Annotated in this window: 10 protein-coding genes and 1 CRISPR repeat array; of the genes, 8 read left to right on the forward strand and 2 right to left on the reverse strand. The window is 73.7% G+C overall.

The features are described from left to right. Window positions 1-25: 25 nt before the first annotated feature. Window positions 26-1543 (reverse strand): multicopper oxidase family protein, encoded by a 1518-nt coding sequence (locus tag QOL88_RS16820; protein ID WP_097223037.1) that lies wholly within the window; start codon window positions 1541-1543, stop codon window positions 26-28. Between the two features lie 242 nt (window positions 1544-1785). On the opposite strand from QOL88_RS16820, the gene QOL88_RS16825 reads away from it, so the two are divergent. The 3 genes from QOL88_RS16825 (at window position 1786) to QOL88_RS16835 (ending at window position 3939) form a co-directional block, all read left to right on the forward strand. Next, window positions 1786-3363 carry a SagB/ThcOx family dehydrogenase gene (locus QOL88_RS16825; RefSeq protein ID WP_097217203.1) on the forward strand — a complete coding sequence of 526 codons (1578 nt, stop codon included), beginning with the start codon at window positions 1786-1788 and terminating at the stop codon, window positions 3361-3363. Window positions 3364-3526: 163 nt separating this feature from the next. After that, window positions 3527-3700, forward strand: a complete 174-nt coding sequence (locus QOL88_RS16830) for a thiazolylpeptide-type bacteriocin (RefSeq protein WP_078615318.1) — start codon at window positions 3527-3529, stop codon at window positions 3698-3700. 65 nt (window positions 3701-3765) lie between these two features. Further along, window positions 3766-3939 (forward strand): thiazolylpeptide-type bacteriocin, encoded by a 174-nt coding sequence (locus tag QOL88_RS16835; RefSeq protein ID WP_078615318.1) that lies wholly within the window; start codon window positions 3766-3768, stop codon window positions 3937-3939. A gap of 102 nt (window positions 3940-4041) precedes the next feature. Here QOL88_RS16835 and QOL88_RS16840 read toward each other — a convergent pair whose 3' ends face one another. Beyond that, entirely contained in the window at window positions 4042-4638 is a 597-nt protein-coding gene (locus QOL88_RS16840; RefSeq protein ID WP_257027796.1) for a hypothetical protein, read from the reverse strand. Between the two features lie 330 nt (window positions 4639-4968). Between QOL88_RS16840 and QOL88_RS16845 the strand changes: the two genes are divergently transcribed. The 5 genes from QOL88_RS16845 to QOL88_RS16865 all read left to right on the forward strand — a co-directional run bounded on the left by QOL88_RS16845 (window position 4969) and on the right by QOL88_RS16865 (window position 14203). Then, window positions 4969-6045, forward strand: coding sequence for a hypothetical protein (locus QOL88_RS16845; RefSeq protein ID WP_179878882.1), 1077 nt, complete (start codon window positions 4969-4971; stop codon window positions 6043-6045). Continuing rightward, window positions 6042-8654, forward strand: coding sequence for a lantibiotic dehydratase (locus QOL88_RS16850; protein ID WP_097217204.1), 2613 nt, complete (start codon window positions 6042-6044; stop codon window positions 8652-8654). The genes QOL88_RS16845 and QOL88_RS16850 overlap by 4 nt, the downstream gene beginning before the upstream one ends. A gap of 620 nt (window positions 8655-9274) precedes the next feature. Continuing rightward, a CRISPR array of direct repeats spans window positions 9275-9571; the repeat unit is 24 nt; unit sequence ACTCCCGTCGGCGACCCGGCGGTG. A gap of 9 nt (window positions 9572-9580) precedes the next feature. Then, window positions 9581-10741, forward strand: a complete 1161-nt coding sequence (locus tag QOL88_RS38850; RefSeq protein WP_441349294.1) for a hypothetical protein — start codon at window positions 9581-9583, stop codon at window positions 10739-10741. After that, window positions 10728-12671, forward strand: a complete 1944-nt coding sequence (locus tag QOL88_RS16860; RefSeq protein ID WP_097217206.1) for a TOMM precursor leader peptide-binding protein — start codon at window positions 10728-10730, stop codon at window positions 12669-12671. Before QOL88_RS38850 ends, QOL88_RS16860 begins: the two co-directional genes overlap by 14 nt. Further along, window positions 12668-14203: a nitroreductase family protein gene (locus QOL88_RS16865; protein WP_097217207.1), complete on the forward strand. Its 1536-nt coding sequence runs from the start codon at window positions 12668-12670 to the stop codon at window positions 14201-14203. The genes QOL88_RS16860 and QOL88_RS16865 overlap by 4 nt, the downstream gene beginning before the upstream one ends. Window positions 14204-14216 lie beyond the last annotated feature (13 nt).

The following is a 14216-nucleotide window of genomic DNA, read 5'->3' on the forward strand; positions in this document are numbered from 1 at the left end:
CTTTGGGAAGAGGCGTTTCCGGGAATCAGGCGATTTTCATCTGCGCCATCATTCCCATGGCGCTGTGGTCGATCATGTGGCAGTGGTACGGATAGACGCCGCGGTGCGAATCGAAGGTGAGCTGGAGTTTCGCCGTCTGGCCGGGGAAGAGCAGCACGGTGTCCTTCCAGCCGGTCTCCGCCGGATAGGGCGGCTGCCCGTCTCGTTCGAGAATGCGGAACCGCACCAGGTGCGTATGGAAGTTGTGCGGGACGGTCGCGCTCCTGTTGGTGACCGTCCACACCTCGGTGCTGCCCCACTGGATGTGGGTGTCGATGCGGTCCGGGTCGAAGGTCTTGCCGTTGATGTAGGCCTGGTGGCCACCGGAGCCGGGCTCGTCCATGGAGAGCTCGAAGTCGCGCTCCACGGTCGGCTCGGGCAGGGCCGGCAGCGTGGCGAGGGTGTCCGGCACCCTGCTGGTGTCGGCGGTGCGCTCGCCGATGTCGAACCGCATGACCTGGCCGACGAGTTCCGTCGGGCCGGGGCCCAGCATGTTGGCGAGGGTGAGCTTGGTGCCGGGCGCGTACTTCGAGAAGTCGACGACGAAGTCGATGCGCTCCCCCGGCGACAGGACCAGCACGGGCGTCTCGGCGGGCGCGGCGAGCAGTCCGCCGTCGGTGCCGATCTGCCGCACGGGGTGCTGGGTGGCCGAGCCGTCGGACAGCGCGAGGATGAAGATGCGCAGGTTGCAGGAGTTGACCAGCCGGAAGCGGTACTTGCGCGCCTCGACCTTGAGGTAGGGCCAGGGGCGGCCGTTGACCAGGATGGTCGTGCGGTTCTCCGCGTCGTCCATCGTGTAGACCATCTGCGCGCCCGCGTCGAAGTGCGCGTCGCGCAGCACCAGCGGGATGTCGTACTTCCCGGACGGCAGGCCCAGCTTGTCCTCGGCGGGGTCGCGCAGCAGGTAGAGGCCCGACAGGCCCCGGTAGACGTGCTCGGACTCCATGTGGTGCGCGTGGTCGTGGGTCCACAGGGTGGCGCCGGGCTGCTTGTTCTCGTAGACGTAGGTCCGCTTGCGGCCGGGGGCGATGGTGTCCATCATCCCGCCGTCGTGCGCCACCGGGTTGTTGCCGCCGTGCAGGTGCACCGAGGTCGGCATGTCCAGCGCGTTGACCTGCTGGACGACGGTGGTGCGTCCGGTGCGGGCGCGGATGGTGGGGCCCGTGAACGAGCCGTTGTAGGTCAGGGCGTCGGTGCGGGTGCCCGGCAGGATCTCCACGCCGGCGCGGCGCATCGTGATCCGGTAGAAGTCGGCGGTCTTGGTGCGGCGGTAGGGGGCCAGGACCGGCGGGGTCGTCAGGGGCAGCGAGAAGGGTTCGACCGGGGCGGCCGCGGCGCCGGCCGGTGCTGTCTTCCCGGCCGCCGCGCCGGCGACCGGCTGTACGGCGGCGGCCGCGGCCGGCTGTCCGGCGGTGAGCGTCCGGAAGACCCCGCCCGCCGCGCCGACCGCGCCGACGGCGCCGGTGGTGAGACCGAGACGTATCGCATGCCGACGACTGAACACGAGGTTTTCCTTCACTGTCGGTGAGTTGCGGAGAGAATTCCTGTCCCGAGCATGCGCTTCGGGTGCCGAATGTCCGAGCGATCGAAGTCCGCCCCTGTCATCTGTCATGCATTCCATGACCCCGGTCACGAGCGGGAATGGCGACTGTCATTCGGTGCGGCCGGTGCGGGGGGAGCCGGTGTAGCGGGCCGCAGAGTGGATTTCGACAGGTCCGCCCACGCGAGTCGAGCACCGGAGGCCCGATGAATCCCGCAGGCACGAAAGCGATCACCGAGAAACCCCCCGGGTCCGCCGCCCGGGCACTGCGCACCGATGTGCGGGTGACGTTCGACGACGGCACGCACACCGCGCTGCTGAGGGGGCCCGTCACCTCCCTCGTCCTGCGCCCGGTGCGCGGCCCGCTGCGTACGGTCCTGCTCCGGCTGGCCGAAGGGCCGCTGCCGCGGGCGGAGTTGTACGAGGGTCTCGACGCGGCCGGCCGGGAGCGGGCCGACGCCCTGCTGGAGCGGGCCGGGCAGCTGCTGGCGTACAGCGTGCTGACGCATGACGAACCGCCGCTGCGGCGGGAGTTGCTGCGGCTGGAGCCGACCGCGCGGGATGCCGGGCACCGCGTCGCGGACGTGGCCGCCGGGGACCGCGTCCGCCTCTCCCGGTTCGCGTTCTGCCGTTCCCGCGAGGGCGTGCTGGTCCTGGAGTCACCGCTGGTGAAGTTCCGCGCGGTGCTGGTCGACCGGGCTGCGCGTGAACTCGCCGCCGCCCTGGGGCAGCCGGGCCGGGCGGGGAGCGCCGGGGAGGTCACCGGGCTGAGCGAGGCGGAGACTCTCGACGTCCTGTCGCACCTGGTCGGCCTTGGTTTCGCCGAGGTCGCCGGCCCGGACGGCACATTCGCCTCCGACTGCGAACCGGTGCTGCGGCAGTGGGACTTCCACGATCTGCTGTTCCACTCGCGCGTGCGCTCCGGGCGCTACGACGGCGTCTTCGGCGCCGTCTACCCCTATCAGGGCGAGATCGACCCGCTGCCCGCCGTGAAGCCCGCGCCGCCCGGCCCGGTGACCGAGCTGTACCGCCCGCGCCGCGCCGAGCTCGACGCCGCCGACCCGTCACTGACCGCCGCCATCGAGTCCCGGCGCTCCCACCGCGCCTTCGGGGAGCGGGCGTTGACGGCCCGCGAGCTGGGCGCGTTCCTGTACCGGGTGCAGCGCGTGCGAGTCCACCGCACCCCGGGCCCGGGCTCGCCCGGCGAGGACGAGGTCGTCTCACGGCCGTACCCGAGCGGCGGCTCGCTGTACGAACTGGAGTTGTACGTCACGGTGCTGCGCTGCGACGGGCTGGAGCCGGGCGTCTACCACTACGACTCCTACGCGCACCGCCTGGTCCTGGTCAGCGCCGAGGAGGCGGACCGGCGGGCGCTGCTGGGCGTCGCGTCCCGCTCGGTGGGCTTCGACGTCCACCCCGACGTGCTCTTCACGGTGACCTCGCGCTTCCAGCGGATGGCGTGGAAGTACCGGGCGATGGCCTACGCCACCACGCTGCGGCACACCGGGGTGCTCTACCAGACCATGTACCTGGTGGCCACGGCGATGGGCCTGGCGCCCTGCGGGCTGGGCAACGGCGACGCCGACCTGTCGGCGAGGGTGCTGGGCCTGGACTACCTCCAGGAGTCCTCGGTGGGCGACTTCCTCCTGGGTACGCCGGCCGGCGGCACCGAGCCGCCCGCGGACCCGGGCGAGGAATGGCACATGGTGAACAGCCCTGACTGGGCAATTCCGCTCGACGAGCCCGGAAATCCCGGCGGCGGCGAAAAGTCATCCACCCCGTGATAAATGTCAGCCGGCGGCCTCGGACCCTGGCGCCGGGGTGATTGCCCGAGCAATATGGATGTCAGAGCCGGACGGGAAGGAAACAAATCCCGGAAGGCGACCAGGAATTCACGGCCGAGATATCCGGTGACGGAATCGACGGCCTCGACGAAAGGAATGCGACATGACCGCCAAGGACATCAAGAACCAGGACGCGGACAAGGCGTTCGAGGGCTTCGACGCGGACGAGCTGGAGACCCTCGAGGTCACCGACGGCGTCGCCCTGCCGGAGATGGGCGCCTCCAGCGGCTCGATCGGCACCTCCTCCTCGTCCTCCAGCACCTGCTCGGCCTGCTGAAGCCTCACCCAGCACCTGCTCGGCCTGCTGAACCACTCACCCAGGATCTTCGGAAGGATTTCGACATGACCGCCAAGGACATCAAGAACCAGGACGCGGACAAGGCGTTCGAGGGCTTCGACGCGGACGAGCTGGAGACCCTCGAGGTCACCGACGGCGTCGCCCTGCCGGAGATGGGCGCCTCCAGCGGCTCGATCGGCACCTCGTCCTCCTCGTCCAGCACCTGCTCGGCCTGCTGAACCAGCGTCAGGGCACAAGCACCACAGCCTGAACGCGTCAAGGATGCGCCTGTCCGGCCTCGGCCGGTCGGGCACATCCTTGCGTTCGGATCCCTCAGAAGGTCAGCCGCGCAGGGCCAGGTGGTACGACGAGGCCCACAGCACCACCGCGCTGCCCAGGCCCACCGCGATCCGCACGGTCTCGCTCGCGAGGCCGGCCGCGACGAGCCCGAACCCGGCCACCGCGACGACCGTCAGCAGCGACGCCGTCCACCGGTACTGCCACTGGTCGTACAGGCGGGCGAGCGGGAAGAAGTGCAGGCCCACGACGAGGGCGATGCCCGCGGGGATGACCTCGGGCCGGCCCGCGGCGTTGGACGCGGCGATGACGGCGAAGATGGCCGCCAGCTCAATGGTGTTGACGATGCCCACGCCGCGCGCCCAGTTGGCCGGAAGGTCCACCGTCCGGGGCGAGGGCGCGGCGTCCTTGCGGTACCCCAGGTAGATCGCCGCCGCGGTGATCAGCAGCGCCGCCACCTCGATGGCGAGCGGCGCGACATCCGTCGCCGAACCGGTCCCGGAGGCCGCCGCCACGGCCCACATCAGGCCGAACACGGAGAGCACGGCCACGCCTCGGCGGCGCAGGTTGCGGGTGAGGGCGAGGCACTCGGCGTCCGTGGCGGACGGGGTGGGGGGCGTTGTGGGGGACGTAGATGTCACTCGCGGAGAATACACCGGCCGACCTGCCTTCTTGGCGGTTTCCGGCCAGTTCACCGGCACCCTCGAACCAGCCCACCGGCGCCCTCGAAGCGGAATGCAACATTCCGTCATCCTGGCCCGTGGCCGGGCGTCACGGAAACGATGACGTATGTAAGCGCCGGACCTTTTTCCCTTCCGGCTCGAATTACCGGCGCCAATCATGGGATTCAGGTTCACGAATTCATTGTGGCTCTTCTCGGAAGGTGAAAGGACATGGGGGTTCACGCTCCGGAGCGCATTGCCGTGAGGCCGGATTCCGCCGGCCTGACGGGGGTGCGACTCCATACCCGGATGCCGGTGACACCGGCCTGGCTGGCCCGGCACGTCGTCCCGGTCGCCCGCGCACTGGGCGAGCGGGGCGTGCCCGGCGTGCAGGTGCGGCGCGGCTGGCTGCACGGACCGCACGTCGACGTGCTCGCCCCGGCCGGCGCGGTGCCGCCCGGCGGCGCCGTCGACTGGGCGCAGATCGAGGCCGCGCTGGACGCCGGCCCCCTCGACCCGGCCCGGGCGCTGACCGAGGAGGTGTATCTGGACCAGGCCCGCGAGTTCGGCCGCCTCGAAGCGGTGGAGCCGCCGTACCTGCCGCTGCGCGAGCACGGCGCGGTGCTGCGCGTCGCACCCGGCGATCCCGCGCTGCGCTCCCGGGAGCCGCGCCTCGACGCCCTGCGCACGGTCGTGTACGGCGCCCTCGCGACGCCGGTACTGACGATGATCGAGGGGATGGCCGAGGAGCCGGGCAGCGGCACGGTCCGCCTCGCGGAGGCGTTCACCGCCCTCGTCGACACCCACGCCCTGGGGCCTGCCTACGGGGTGTTCTCGCCCCGCTCGCACGTGGAGGCCTTCCTCGCCTGGGCGGCCCCGCGCAAGGACATGCGCCCGGTCTTCCGGGAGCGCCTCGCCAAGGAGGGCCCCCGCATCCGGGAGGTCGTCGAACAGCGCCTGAACGGCGCGGTGTCCCCGGCGGCGGCCCAGTGGCGCACGGCGTTCGCCTACGGCGCCGGGGTCCTGGACCACGCGGTCGCCACGGGCGCCCTCACCCCGGACCTGCTCGACTCCGTCACCGACGGCGTCGACCGCAGCCGGATGGGGCCGCCCGGAGCGGAGACGGTGGTGCCGCGCGGCGAGCAGCCGGACACCGACTTCCACCGGACCGTGCACGGCTCGGGGGCGATCAGCACCCCGTCCCCGTTCTTCGCGGCCTACCGCCTGCTGACGAACCTCTTCTACCAGCAGCTGCCCCTGCTCACGGTCTCGCCGATGCAGCGCTACTACATGTGCTTCGCGCTCGCCGAGACCGTCGACGAGGTGCTCGGCAGCAGCTGGCGGGAGCGCCTCACCGCCACGGAAGAGAGGGGAGCCCCGCGATGACCAGCCCCGAACCCCAGTGGTTCCTGCGCGTCAACCCGCTGCGCAGGGCCCGCCTCGCCGACCCGGAGCAGCGCCGCCTGCTCGGTGAACTCGCTACGGCGGAAGCAGAGTTGGCGGAGGCCGCCGAGGTCTGCTCGCAGGAGCTGTACGAGCGGATCGGCGCGGCCGCCTCGGACGCCGAGCGGCGCGAGCTCATCGCGCTGCGCCGCGCCATCCACAACGGCCGCGCCCCCAAGAAGACGCCCGAGAGCCTCGAAGCGACCCCGTCGGTGGCCCGCTGGCTGGCCGCCTGGACCGGGCGGGAGCGGCTGCGCACCACGATCACGCGGGGCTACCCGGCCGCGGCCGACCGCGAACGCGCCGTGCTGGCCGCCCTGCTGGGCGACGGCGACCTGCTGCGCTCCCTCGCCCTCATCGCCCCCGAGGTGCACCAGGAGGCCGAGCGCTACCGGGCCGCGGTCGAGGGCCCGGGCAAGGTGTCCGCCCGTACCCGCAAGTCGGAGCGCGGCCTGATCCAGTACGTGACCCGGGCGATGGTGCGCACCAGCCCGCTCTCCCGGTTCACCGCGGTGGGCATCGCCGAACCGGCCCCGGCCGGCGACCCGGAGGCCGTCCGCCCCGGCGACGTGCCCTTCACCGGCGCGCGGGCCGTGCCGGGCCTGGACCGGGTCATGCTCCACTACGTCCTCGGCGGCCTGCCCACCGACGACACCGACCCGACCGCGCTGTGGGTGGGGATGCCGCCCACCTCGGCCCCCGACCCGGAGACGGGCAAGCTGTTCTTCCTGAAGTTCTCCGAGCAGGGCATGCACCGTCTCGCGGTCCCGCTCGACGGGCCCGTGGGCGATCTGCTCGACGCGCTGTCGATGGGGCCGCGCAGGTTCCCGGCGGTCGTCGCGCACGTCGCCGCCCGGGCCGGCTGCCCCGCGGAGGAGGCCGAGCGGCGCGTGCGGCAGGCCCTGCACCAGGGCGTGCTGTGCACGTTCAGCAGGCCCGAGGAGGAGTCCGCCGCGGGCGACTACGACGACCTGCTGACGCTTGCCGACGCCGAGCAGCCGCCCGGAGCGAGGGAGTTGGCGAAGCGGGTGCGTGCCGGGCTGCCCCGGGTGACCGAGGCCCCGGCCGCCGAGCGGGGCGCGCTGCTGGCCGGACTGCGCGGCGACCTCGGCCGGTTCAGCCAGGCGGCGGGCCGCCCGGCGCACATCACGGTCGAGGAGGACTACGTCATGCCGCCGCTCAAGGTGACGGCCTCCGACTGGCACGCCCCGCTGGGCGACCTCGGCCCCGCGGTGGAGCTCTTGACCGTCTTCGACTGGCTGCACGACGTACGGGTCCTGATGACCGCCGCGTTCGTGGAACGGTTCGGGGCCGGGGCGAACGTGCCGCTCGCCGAGCACGCGGCGTTCATCGTCGGGGAGGTCTCCCGGCGGGCCGCCGCGATGGCCGCCGTGTACGGGCCCGAGGGCACCGGCCAGGCCGCCGCGCTGTCCGGGATCGGACCGGCGGACGGCTGCCTGGAGCGCATGTACCTGCTGCGCCGCGAGCTGTCCGAGGAGGTGCACGCCCTCCTCACCAAGACGGCCCAGGCCGGTGAGGACACCCTGCGGCTCACCGCGGCGGACGTCGCCGAGCTGACCCGGGCGCTGCCCGACCGCTTCCGCAGCGACCCGCTGATCTACGGCGTGCTGCTCCAGCAGGCCGGCGACCACCTCGTCCTCAATGACGGACTGCCGGGCCACGGCATGCTGTACGCGCGTTTCCTGGAGGCCGACCGCCGCCAGGGCGGCCGGGCCCTGCCCCGCCTGGCCGACCATCTGACCCGTTTCTACGGCCACGACGGCACCCGCGTCACCGAGGACCTGGGCCTGCACCGCCTCAACGTCAACGCGCACACGCCGGTGCTGCCGGGCGGCCTCTCGGCCGAGGACTGGTTCACGCTGCGCCTTGCGCACGACCCGGAGACCGACACGCTGCGGGTCGAGGACATCGACGGCGCCCCGCTGCGGGTGCTGCCGCTGGGCACCGGCCACCCGGGCCTGTTCCCGCCGCCGCTGTCGGTCGCCTCCGGCCTGGTGATCAGCGGCCGGCTCTTCAACAGTCTGCCCAACTCCTGGCACGCGGCGACCCCGTGGGATGCCAAGCACACCCGTGTCGCTCCGCGCATGGCGGTCGGCGACGTCCTCATCGGGCGCCGCCGCTGGTACGGCGGTGCCGAACTGGACACGGCGGTGGCCGCCGGGCCCGACGAACACGAGCGGCTCCTCGGACTGACCGCCTGGCGCTCCCGCCACGGCGTCCCCGAGGAGGTCGTCATCAAGTCGGCGCCGGAGGACGAGGGCCCGCTCTCGGTGGGCGCCCCCGACGTCCAGTCCAAACGCCTGGCGCAGAAGCCGCAGTACGTCGACCTGTCCAGCGCGCTCGCGGTGCGGGTCCTGCCGCGGATGCTGGAGCGCCGCGGCGCCGGCACGAGCTATCTGGAGGAGGCCCTGCCCGGCGTGACCGACGGCACACATGCCACGGAGTGGGTGCTCGAGGTGGGGCGGCGGGCCGGTGGCCGCTTCGTGTACGACCCGGCGAACAACGGGGCAGCGGAAGGAGTCCGGCCATGACCGTGACCGATGTGGAGAGGAGCGCGGTCGAGTCGCCCCCGACCGCCGCGCCGCTCAGGGCCCGGCCCGGGCTGCACTACGCGCCCGTGCCGGGGGGCGTCTACTTCAGCGGGACGCGCGGGCAGTTCGTGCTGCGCGGCTCGGAGCTGCTGTACGCGGTGGCGGACGGTTGCGTGCCGCTGCTGCGGGCGGGGACGACGGAGGACGCGCTGGTCGCCGAGTTCGGCACCGAGCGGGCCCGGCCCGCCGTACGGCACCTTCTGGGCAAGCTCCGGGAGAACGGCCTGCTGCTCGACCCGGCCACGCTCACCGAGCCGGAACCGCCGGCCGAACTGGCCGCCCGGCACGCCGACACGCTGGCCCGCCTCACCGCCCGCCTCGACGACCCGTACGCGGCGTTCGCCCGTCTGCGCCGGGCCCGGGTGCGGCTGCACGGCCCGACGACGGCGACGGCTCCGGCCCTGCGCGGGCTGCGCCGGGCGGGCGTGGCCGACGTGACGGCGACGGCCGTCCCGGTGACGCCGCCGACGCCCCTGGTCCCGGTCTGCGACCCCGCGATGTACGCGGACCCCGCCCTGCTGTCCGGCAGGAGCGGATCGGCAGGCGGCTCCCGCGCCCTGATCCCCGCCGGCGCCCCGGCGGTGCGCCCTGTTCCGACTCCCGCCGGCGACCCGGCGGTGCAGCACCCTCTGACTCCCGTCGGCGACCCGGCGGTGCAGCACCCTCTGACTCCCGCCGGCGACCCGGCGGTGGATGCCGGTACACGAACTCCCGTCGGCGACCCGGCGGTGACAGAACCCGGTACGCGAACTCCCGTCGGCGACCCGGCGGTGACAGAACCCGGTACGCGAACTCCCGTCGGCGGCCCGGCGGTGAACGGACACGGTGCCACAACTCCCGTCGGCGGCCCGGCGGTGACGGCATCTGTGACGGCCGAGGGCGTGCCCAGGGTCGTCGTCGAGTTCCTCGACGGTGACCGGACGTGGATCGAGGAGGACGGCACGCTGCACGTGCCCGTGCTGCTCGGGCCCGGGCCGGTGCTGGTCGGGCCCGTCGGAGTCGCGCCCGGCGTCTGGCAGGTCTTCCGGGACCGGGCCAGGGCCTGGGCGGACGCCGAGGGCGTCGAACCGGCGACCGGGCCGATCGCCCACTCCCTCGCGGGAGCCCTCGCCGCACAGCTCCTGACCGACACCCTCACGAGTGTCGCGGAGCCCGGCGAGGCCCACGTCGTGCACGGCCACGATCTGACGGCCGACCGCGTCACCGTCACGGGCGCCCCCGTGAGCGAAGCGGTCGCCGTCCGTCTCGCCGACGCCCCCGCCGAACCCCTCCCCGCCCCCGAGGACGCGCTCGACGCCGCCGGCGTGCTCACCGCCCGCTGGACCGGCCTCTTCGCCTCCGCCCAGGGCGAGGACCTGCCGCAGATGCCCGTCGCCCTGCGCGCGGCGGAGCACCGGGCGGACCGCACGGGCACGGTCACCGCATGGGCCGCCCACCAGGAGACGGCGACCATCGCCGCCGCCCTGGCCGCCCTGCGCGACCGCGCCACCGACGCGACCGGGACCCCCGCTGCGGGCCTCACCCGCGAGCACTGGCTGCTGGACGGCGCCCTGCGCCGACTCGCCCGGACGGACGGCGACGTCCTCGACACGGACGCCCCGCTGCACGCCGAAGGCCACCGCATCGCCGCCGAGTTGCGGGCGCTGCTCGGCGAGGCCGAACCGGTCCTCGCCGTCTCCCGGTACGCCGGGGTCGGCTGGCCGCTGGCCGAGGTCACCGTCGACGGGCGTCCGCTCGGCGCCGGCTGGGGCCCGACCGCCGCGGAGGCGACGTACGCCGCGCTGTGCACGGCACTGGCCGTGGCGCAGACCGGCGGCACGGCCGGCCGGCTCTCCACCGACGCCCTGCTGACCGCGGACGGCACGACGCGGGCGGCGCTGCGCGAGCAGCTCACGGCCCGCGCCGTCCACGAGGGGCAGCCCCGCCGCACCGACCCGGTGCTCGGCGAACTCCCCTTCTGGCATGGCCCGGTGACCGCCCACGCCGTCCCCACGACCGCCGAGGAGGCCACCGATGCCGGCCACTGAACCGTTGGCCACCGAGCCGTCGACCACTGAGCCGTCGACCGCCGTGCAGGCCGGTCCCGCCCTGCCGGTGACGGCGTACGACGACTGGTTGCCCGCCCTCGCGCCCCTGGCCCGCGCCACCGGGGCCACCGTCTGCGTCAACCTCGGCTGGGACCTGGACTGGGAGCGCGACCGCGTCACCCGGGCGACGGGCCCGCACCTGTCCGTGCGGGTCTACGACGACGAGGTCATGGTGGGCCCCCTGTGGGCGCCCGGCACCACGTCCGGCTGCGCCGCCTGCGCCGAGGTGCGCGAACGCACCGTCCTCGACCACCCGCTCGTGGGCGACCTCACCCAGGCCACCCGCGTCCCGGCAGCGCCCGCGCCCCTCCTGCCCGAGCTCCTGCGCACCGGCCTGGACCACCTGGCCTCCCACCCCCTCGCGCCGGGCGAGGCCTACTCGGTGACGGTCCGCGGCACCCGCCGGCACCGCATCGCCCGCAGCTTCCACTGCCCGGCCTGCGGCCCCTCCCCCGAGGACCTGGTGGCGACCGAGTCCCCGGCACCCCGCCCCCTGCGCTCCCGGCCCGCCGTCCCCGGGGACGCCACCCGTACCGCGGCGAGCCGTCTCGTCGAGCCCGGCTTCCTGCGGGACCGGCTCGTCGACGACCGGTTCGGGCCGGTCCGCGCGATCCTGCGCGAGTCGCACGCCCCGTTCGCGATGAGCATGGCCGTCGTCGCCGACGCCCCGGCCATGGGGCACGGCAGGGCTCGTACGTTCACGGAGACCGAACCGGTCGCCGTCCTGGAGGCGTACGAGCGACTCGGCGGCTACCCCTACGACATCCCCCTGCTGACCGGCCGCTCCTACCGCGAGGTCGCCGAACGGGCCGTCGACCCGGGCAGCCTCGGCCGCTACACCGCCGAGCAGCTCGCCCACCCGACCAGCAGGGCCACCCCGTTCACCGCCGACACCCCGATGGACTGGGCCTGGGGCCACGACGTGGCCGACGGCACTCCCCTGCTGGTCCCGGCCGACCACGCCTTCTACCAGTACGAGTACGCGTTCCGCCGGGACCGGCGCGCGGCGCGCGTGGCCGGGGCCGCGAACCGCCGGCACTACTTCTTCGACTGCTCCAGCGGCTGCGCGGTCGGCGCCAACTACGAAGAGGCCGCGCTGCACTCCCTCTTCGAACTGGCGGAACGAGACGCCTTCCTGACCTCCTGGTACCGGGCCGAGCCGCTCCCCCACATCCCGGTCGGCACGCTCACCGACCCCACCAGCCGGGCCATGGTCGAGCTGATCAGGGCCCGTGGCTACGACGTCCATCTCCTGGTCGCCACCCGGGACATCGGACTGCCGGTGGTGTGGGTGATCGCCGTGAACGAGAAGGACCCCTTCCCGGCGACCTTCTCCTCCGCCGGCTCGGGCGCCGAGCCCGAGTCCGCGATCCGCGGCGCGCTGCGCGAGGTCGCCCAGCTCGTCACCAACCCGGTCGACTGGACGCGCGAGCAGGTGGAACGGATGGTCGAGGACCCCTGGCTGGTGGAGGAGCTGGAGGACCACGTCCGCTTCTCCTCCATCCCCGAGACCCGCGACCGCGCCCTGGCGGGACTCGGCGGCCCGGCCGTCACCCTGGAGGAGGCGTTCCCGGACTGGCCGGGACGGCTGGAGCGCGCGGCCGGCGGTGACGTGCGCGGCACCCTCCGGTACGTGGCCTCCCTCTTCGCCGACGCGGGACTGGACCGGATCGTCATCGTCGACCAGACCAGCCGGGAGCACGCCGACGCCGGTATCGCGGTCGCCCGTGCCGTCGTCCCCGGCATCGTGCCGATGTGCTTCGGCCACGCCCAGCAGCGCCTGGACGGACTGCCCCGGCTGCGCGCCGCCCTGCGCGGCACGGGCCAGGAGCACCGGGCGATCCCCTACGACCCGCACCCGTTCCCGTGACGGCCCCCGCCGAGCCCTGGACGCGGCGTGCCCCGGTCGACCTGCCGGGCCCCGAGGGCGACAACAGCATCGCCCGCGAGCCCCTCTGGTACGCCTACGGCACCGGCGACGACGCCCCGGAACCACCGCCGTGGACCTGGGCGGCCACCCCGCCGCCCGACTCCCACGTGCCGCCCCCGCCCCCACGCCCGGCGGGCCCGGCGACCCCGCTGCCACCGGGCACGACGGACCGCCTGTCGGCGCTCCCGTACCCGCACGTCCCGGCCCCGGGCGGTCCGGCCTCACCGGACGCCCTGGCCCACGCCCTGACCACCACGTTCGCTCCCCTGCGCCGCGAACCGGAGAACCCGTACAACGAACACCGCCCCTACGCCTCACCGCGCTGCCTGTTCCCGGTCCACGCCTTCGTGGGGGACGGCGGTGACTGGCGCCTGCTGGAACCGACCCACCACACCCTCACGGGCCCCGGCACCGGCACCCCCACCCGCATCGCCCTGACCGGCCGCTACACCGCGATCCCCCTGGCGTACCAGTGGTTCCGGGGCTCGCTGGTGGCCATCGAGACGGGCATGGTGCTGCGCGCGCTGAGCCTGGGCCTGGAGCTCTTCGGGGTACCGGCGACGCTGACCCCGCCGACGGCGGACGGCCCGGAGCTGCTGCGCGAGCTGGGCGTGGAGCAGACCTGGGAGTGGTCCCTGCCGTGGCTGGTCGACGTAGACCAACCACACCCCTCCGCACGCCGACCGACTGAAACGGAGCCGCCGGCCCCTGAGTGGGATCCGTCGCTCAGGAATGTGATCGACGTCAACAGAGGTGCCCTCAGGGGCGCGGGGAACTGCGCGCTCAGCCACAACGAACCCGCACCCATGACCACCGCCGTACCCCCCACCCTGCCCCCTGCACCACACGCCCCCACCTGGTCCGAACTCCTCTGGAACCGCCACTCCGGTCGCATGCCCAGAGCCCTCCACGGCATGGACTCGGCCAAGTGCCTCACCCCCCTCCCCACCAGAACCCTCACCACGGCCCTGGCGTGGCTCGGCGTCCCCCCACCGCACCCGGCCCTCGCCGCCGCCTTCGACGAAGTCACCGTCACCGCCGTCGTCCAGCACATCGGCGGCCACACCCCCGGGATCCACCGCATCTCCGACGGCACCTCACACCTGCTCCGCCGGGACCCCACCGCCCCCGCCGGCCTGGAGGCCAACTACGGCTACGGCCTGACCCCCGTCAACGGCTGCGGCATCGCCAACGCCCCCCTCACCGTCTTCTTCTCCATCCGCCCCCGCGAACTCTTCGCCCGTTTCGGCCCGGCCGGCTGGAGCGCCGCCCAGCACGCCTGCGGCTGGGCGGTCCACGGACTGTGCCTGGCCGCCGCCGCGGAGGGCCTCTTCGCCCGGCCGGTCCGGGCGTTCAAGGAGATCCAGACCAAGGAGGTCATCGGTCTGGGCGAGGACGAGACGATCGTCCTGTCGGCGGTGGTCGGCGTACCACGCGAGACCGGGGGTGCCGTGCTGGACCTGCGTACCTAAGGCCCTGGATCAG

The sequence above is a fragment of the Streptomyces sp. Ag82_O1-12 genome (assembly GCF_900182715.1).
In the GTDB taxonomy this organism is placed as follows: Bacteria; Actinomycetota; Actinomycetes; order Streptomycetales; family Streptomycetaceae; genus Streptomyces; species Streptomyces massasporeus.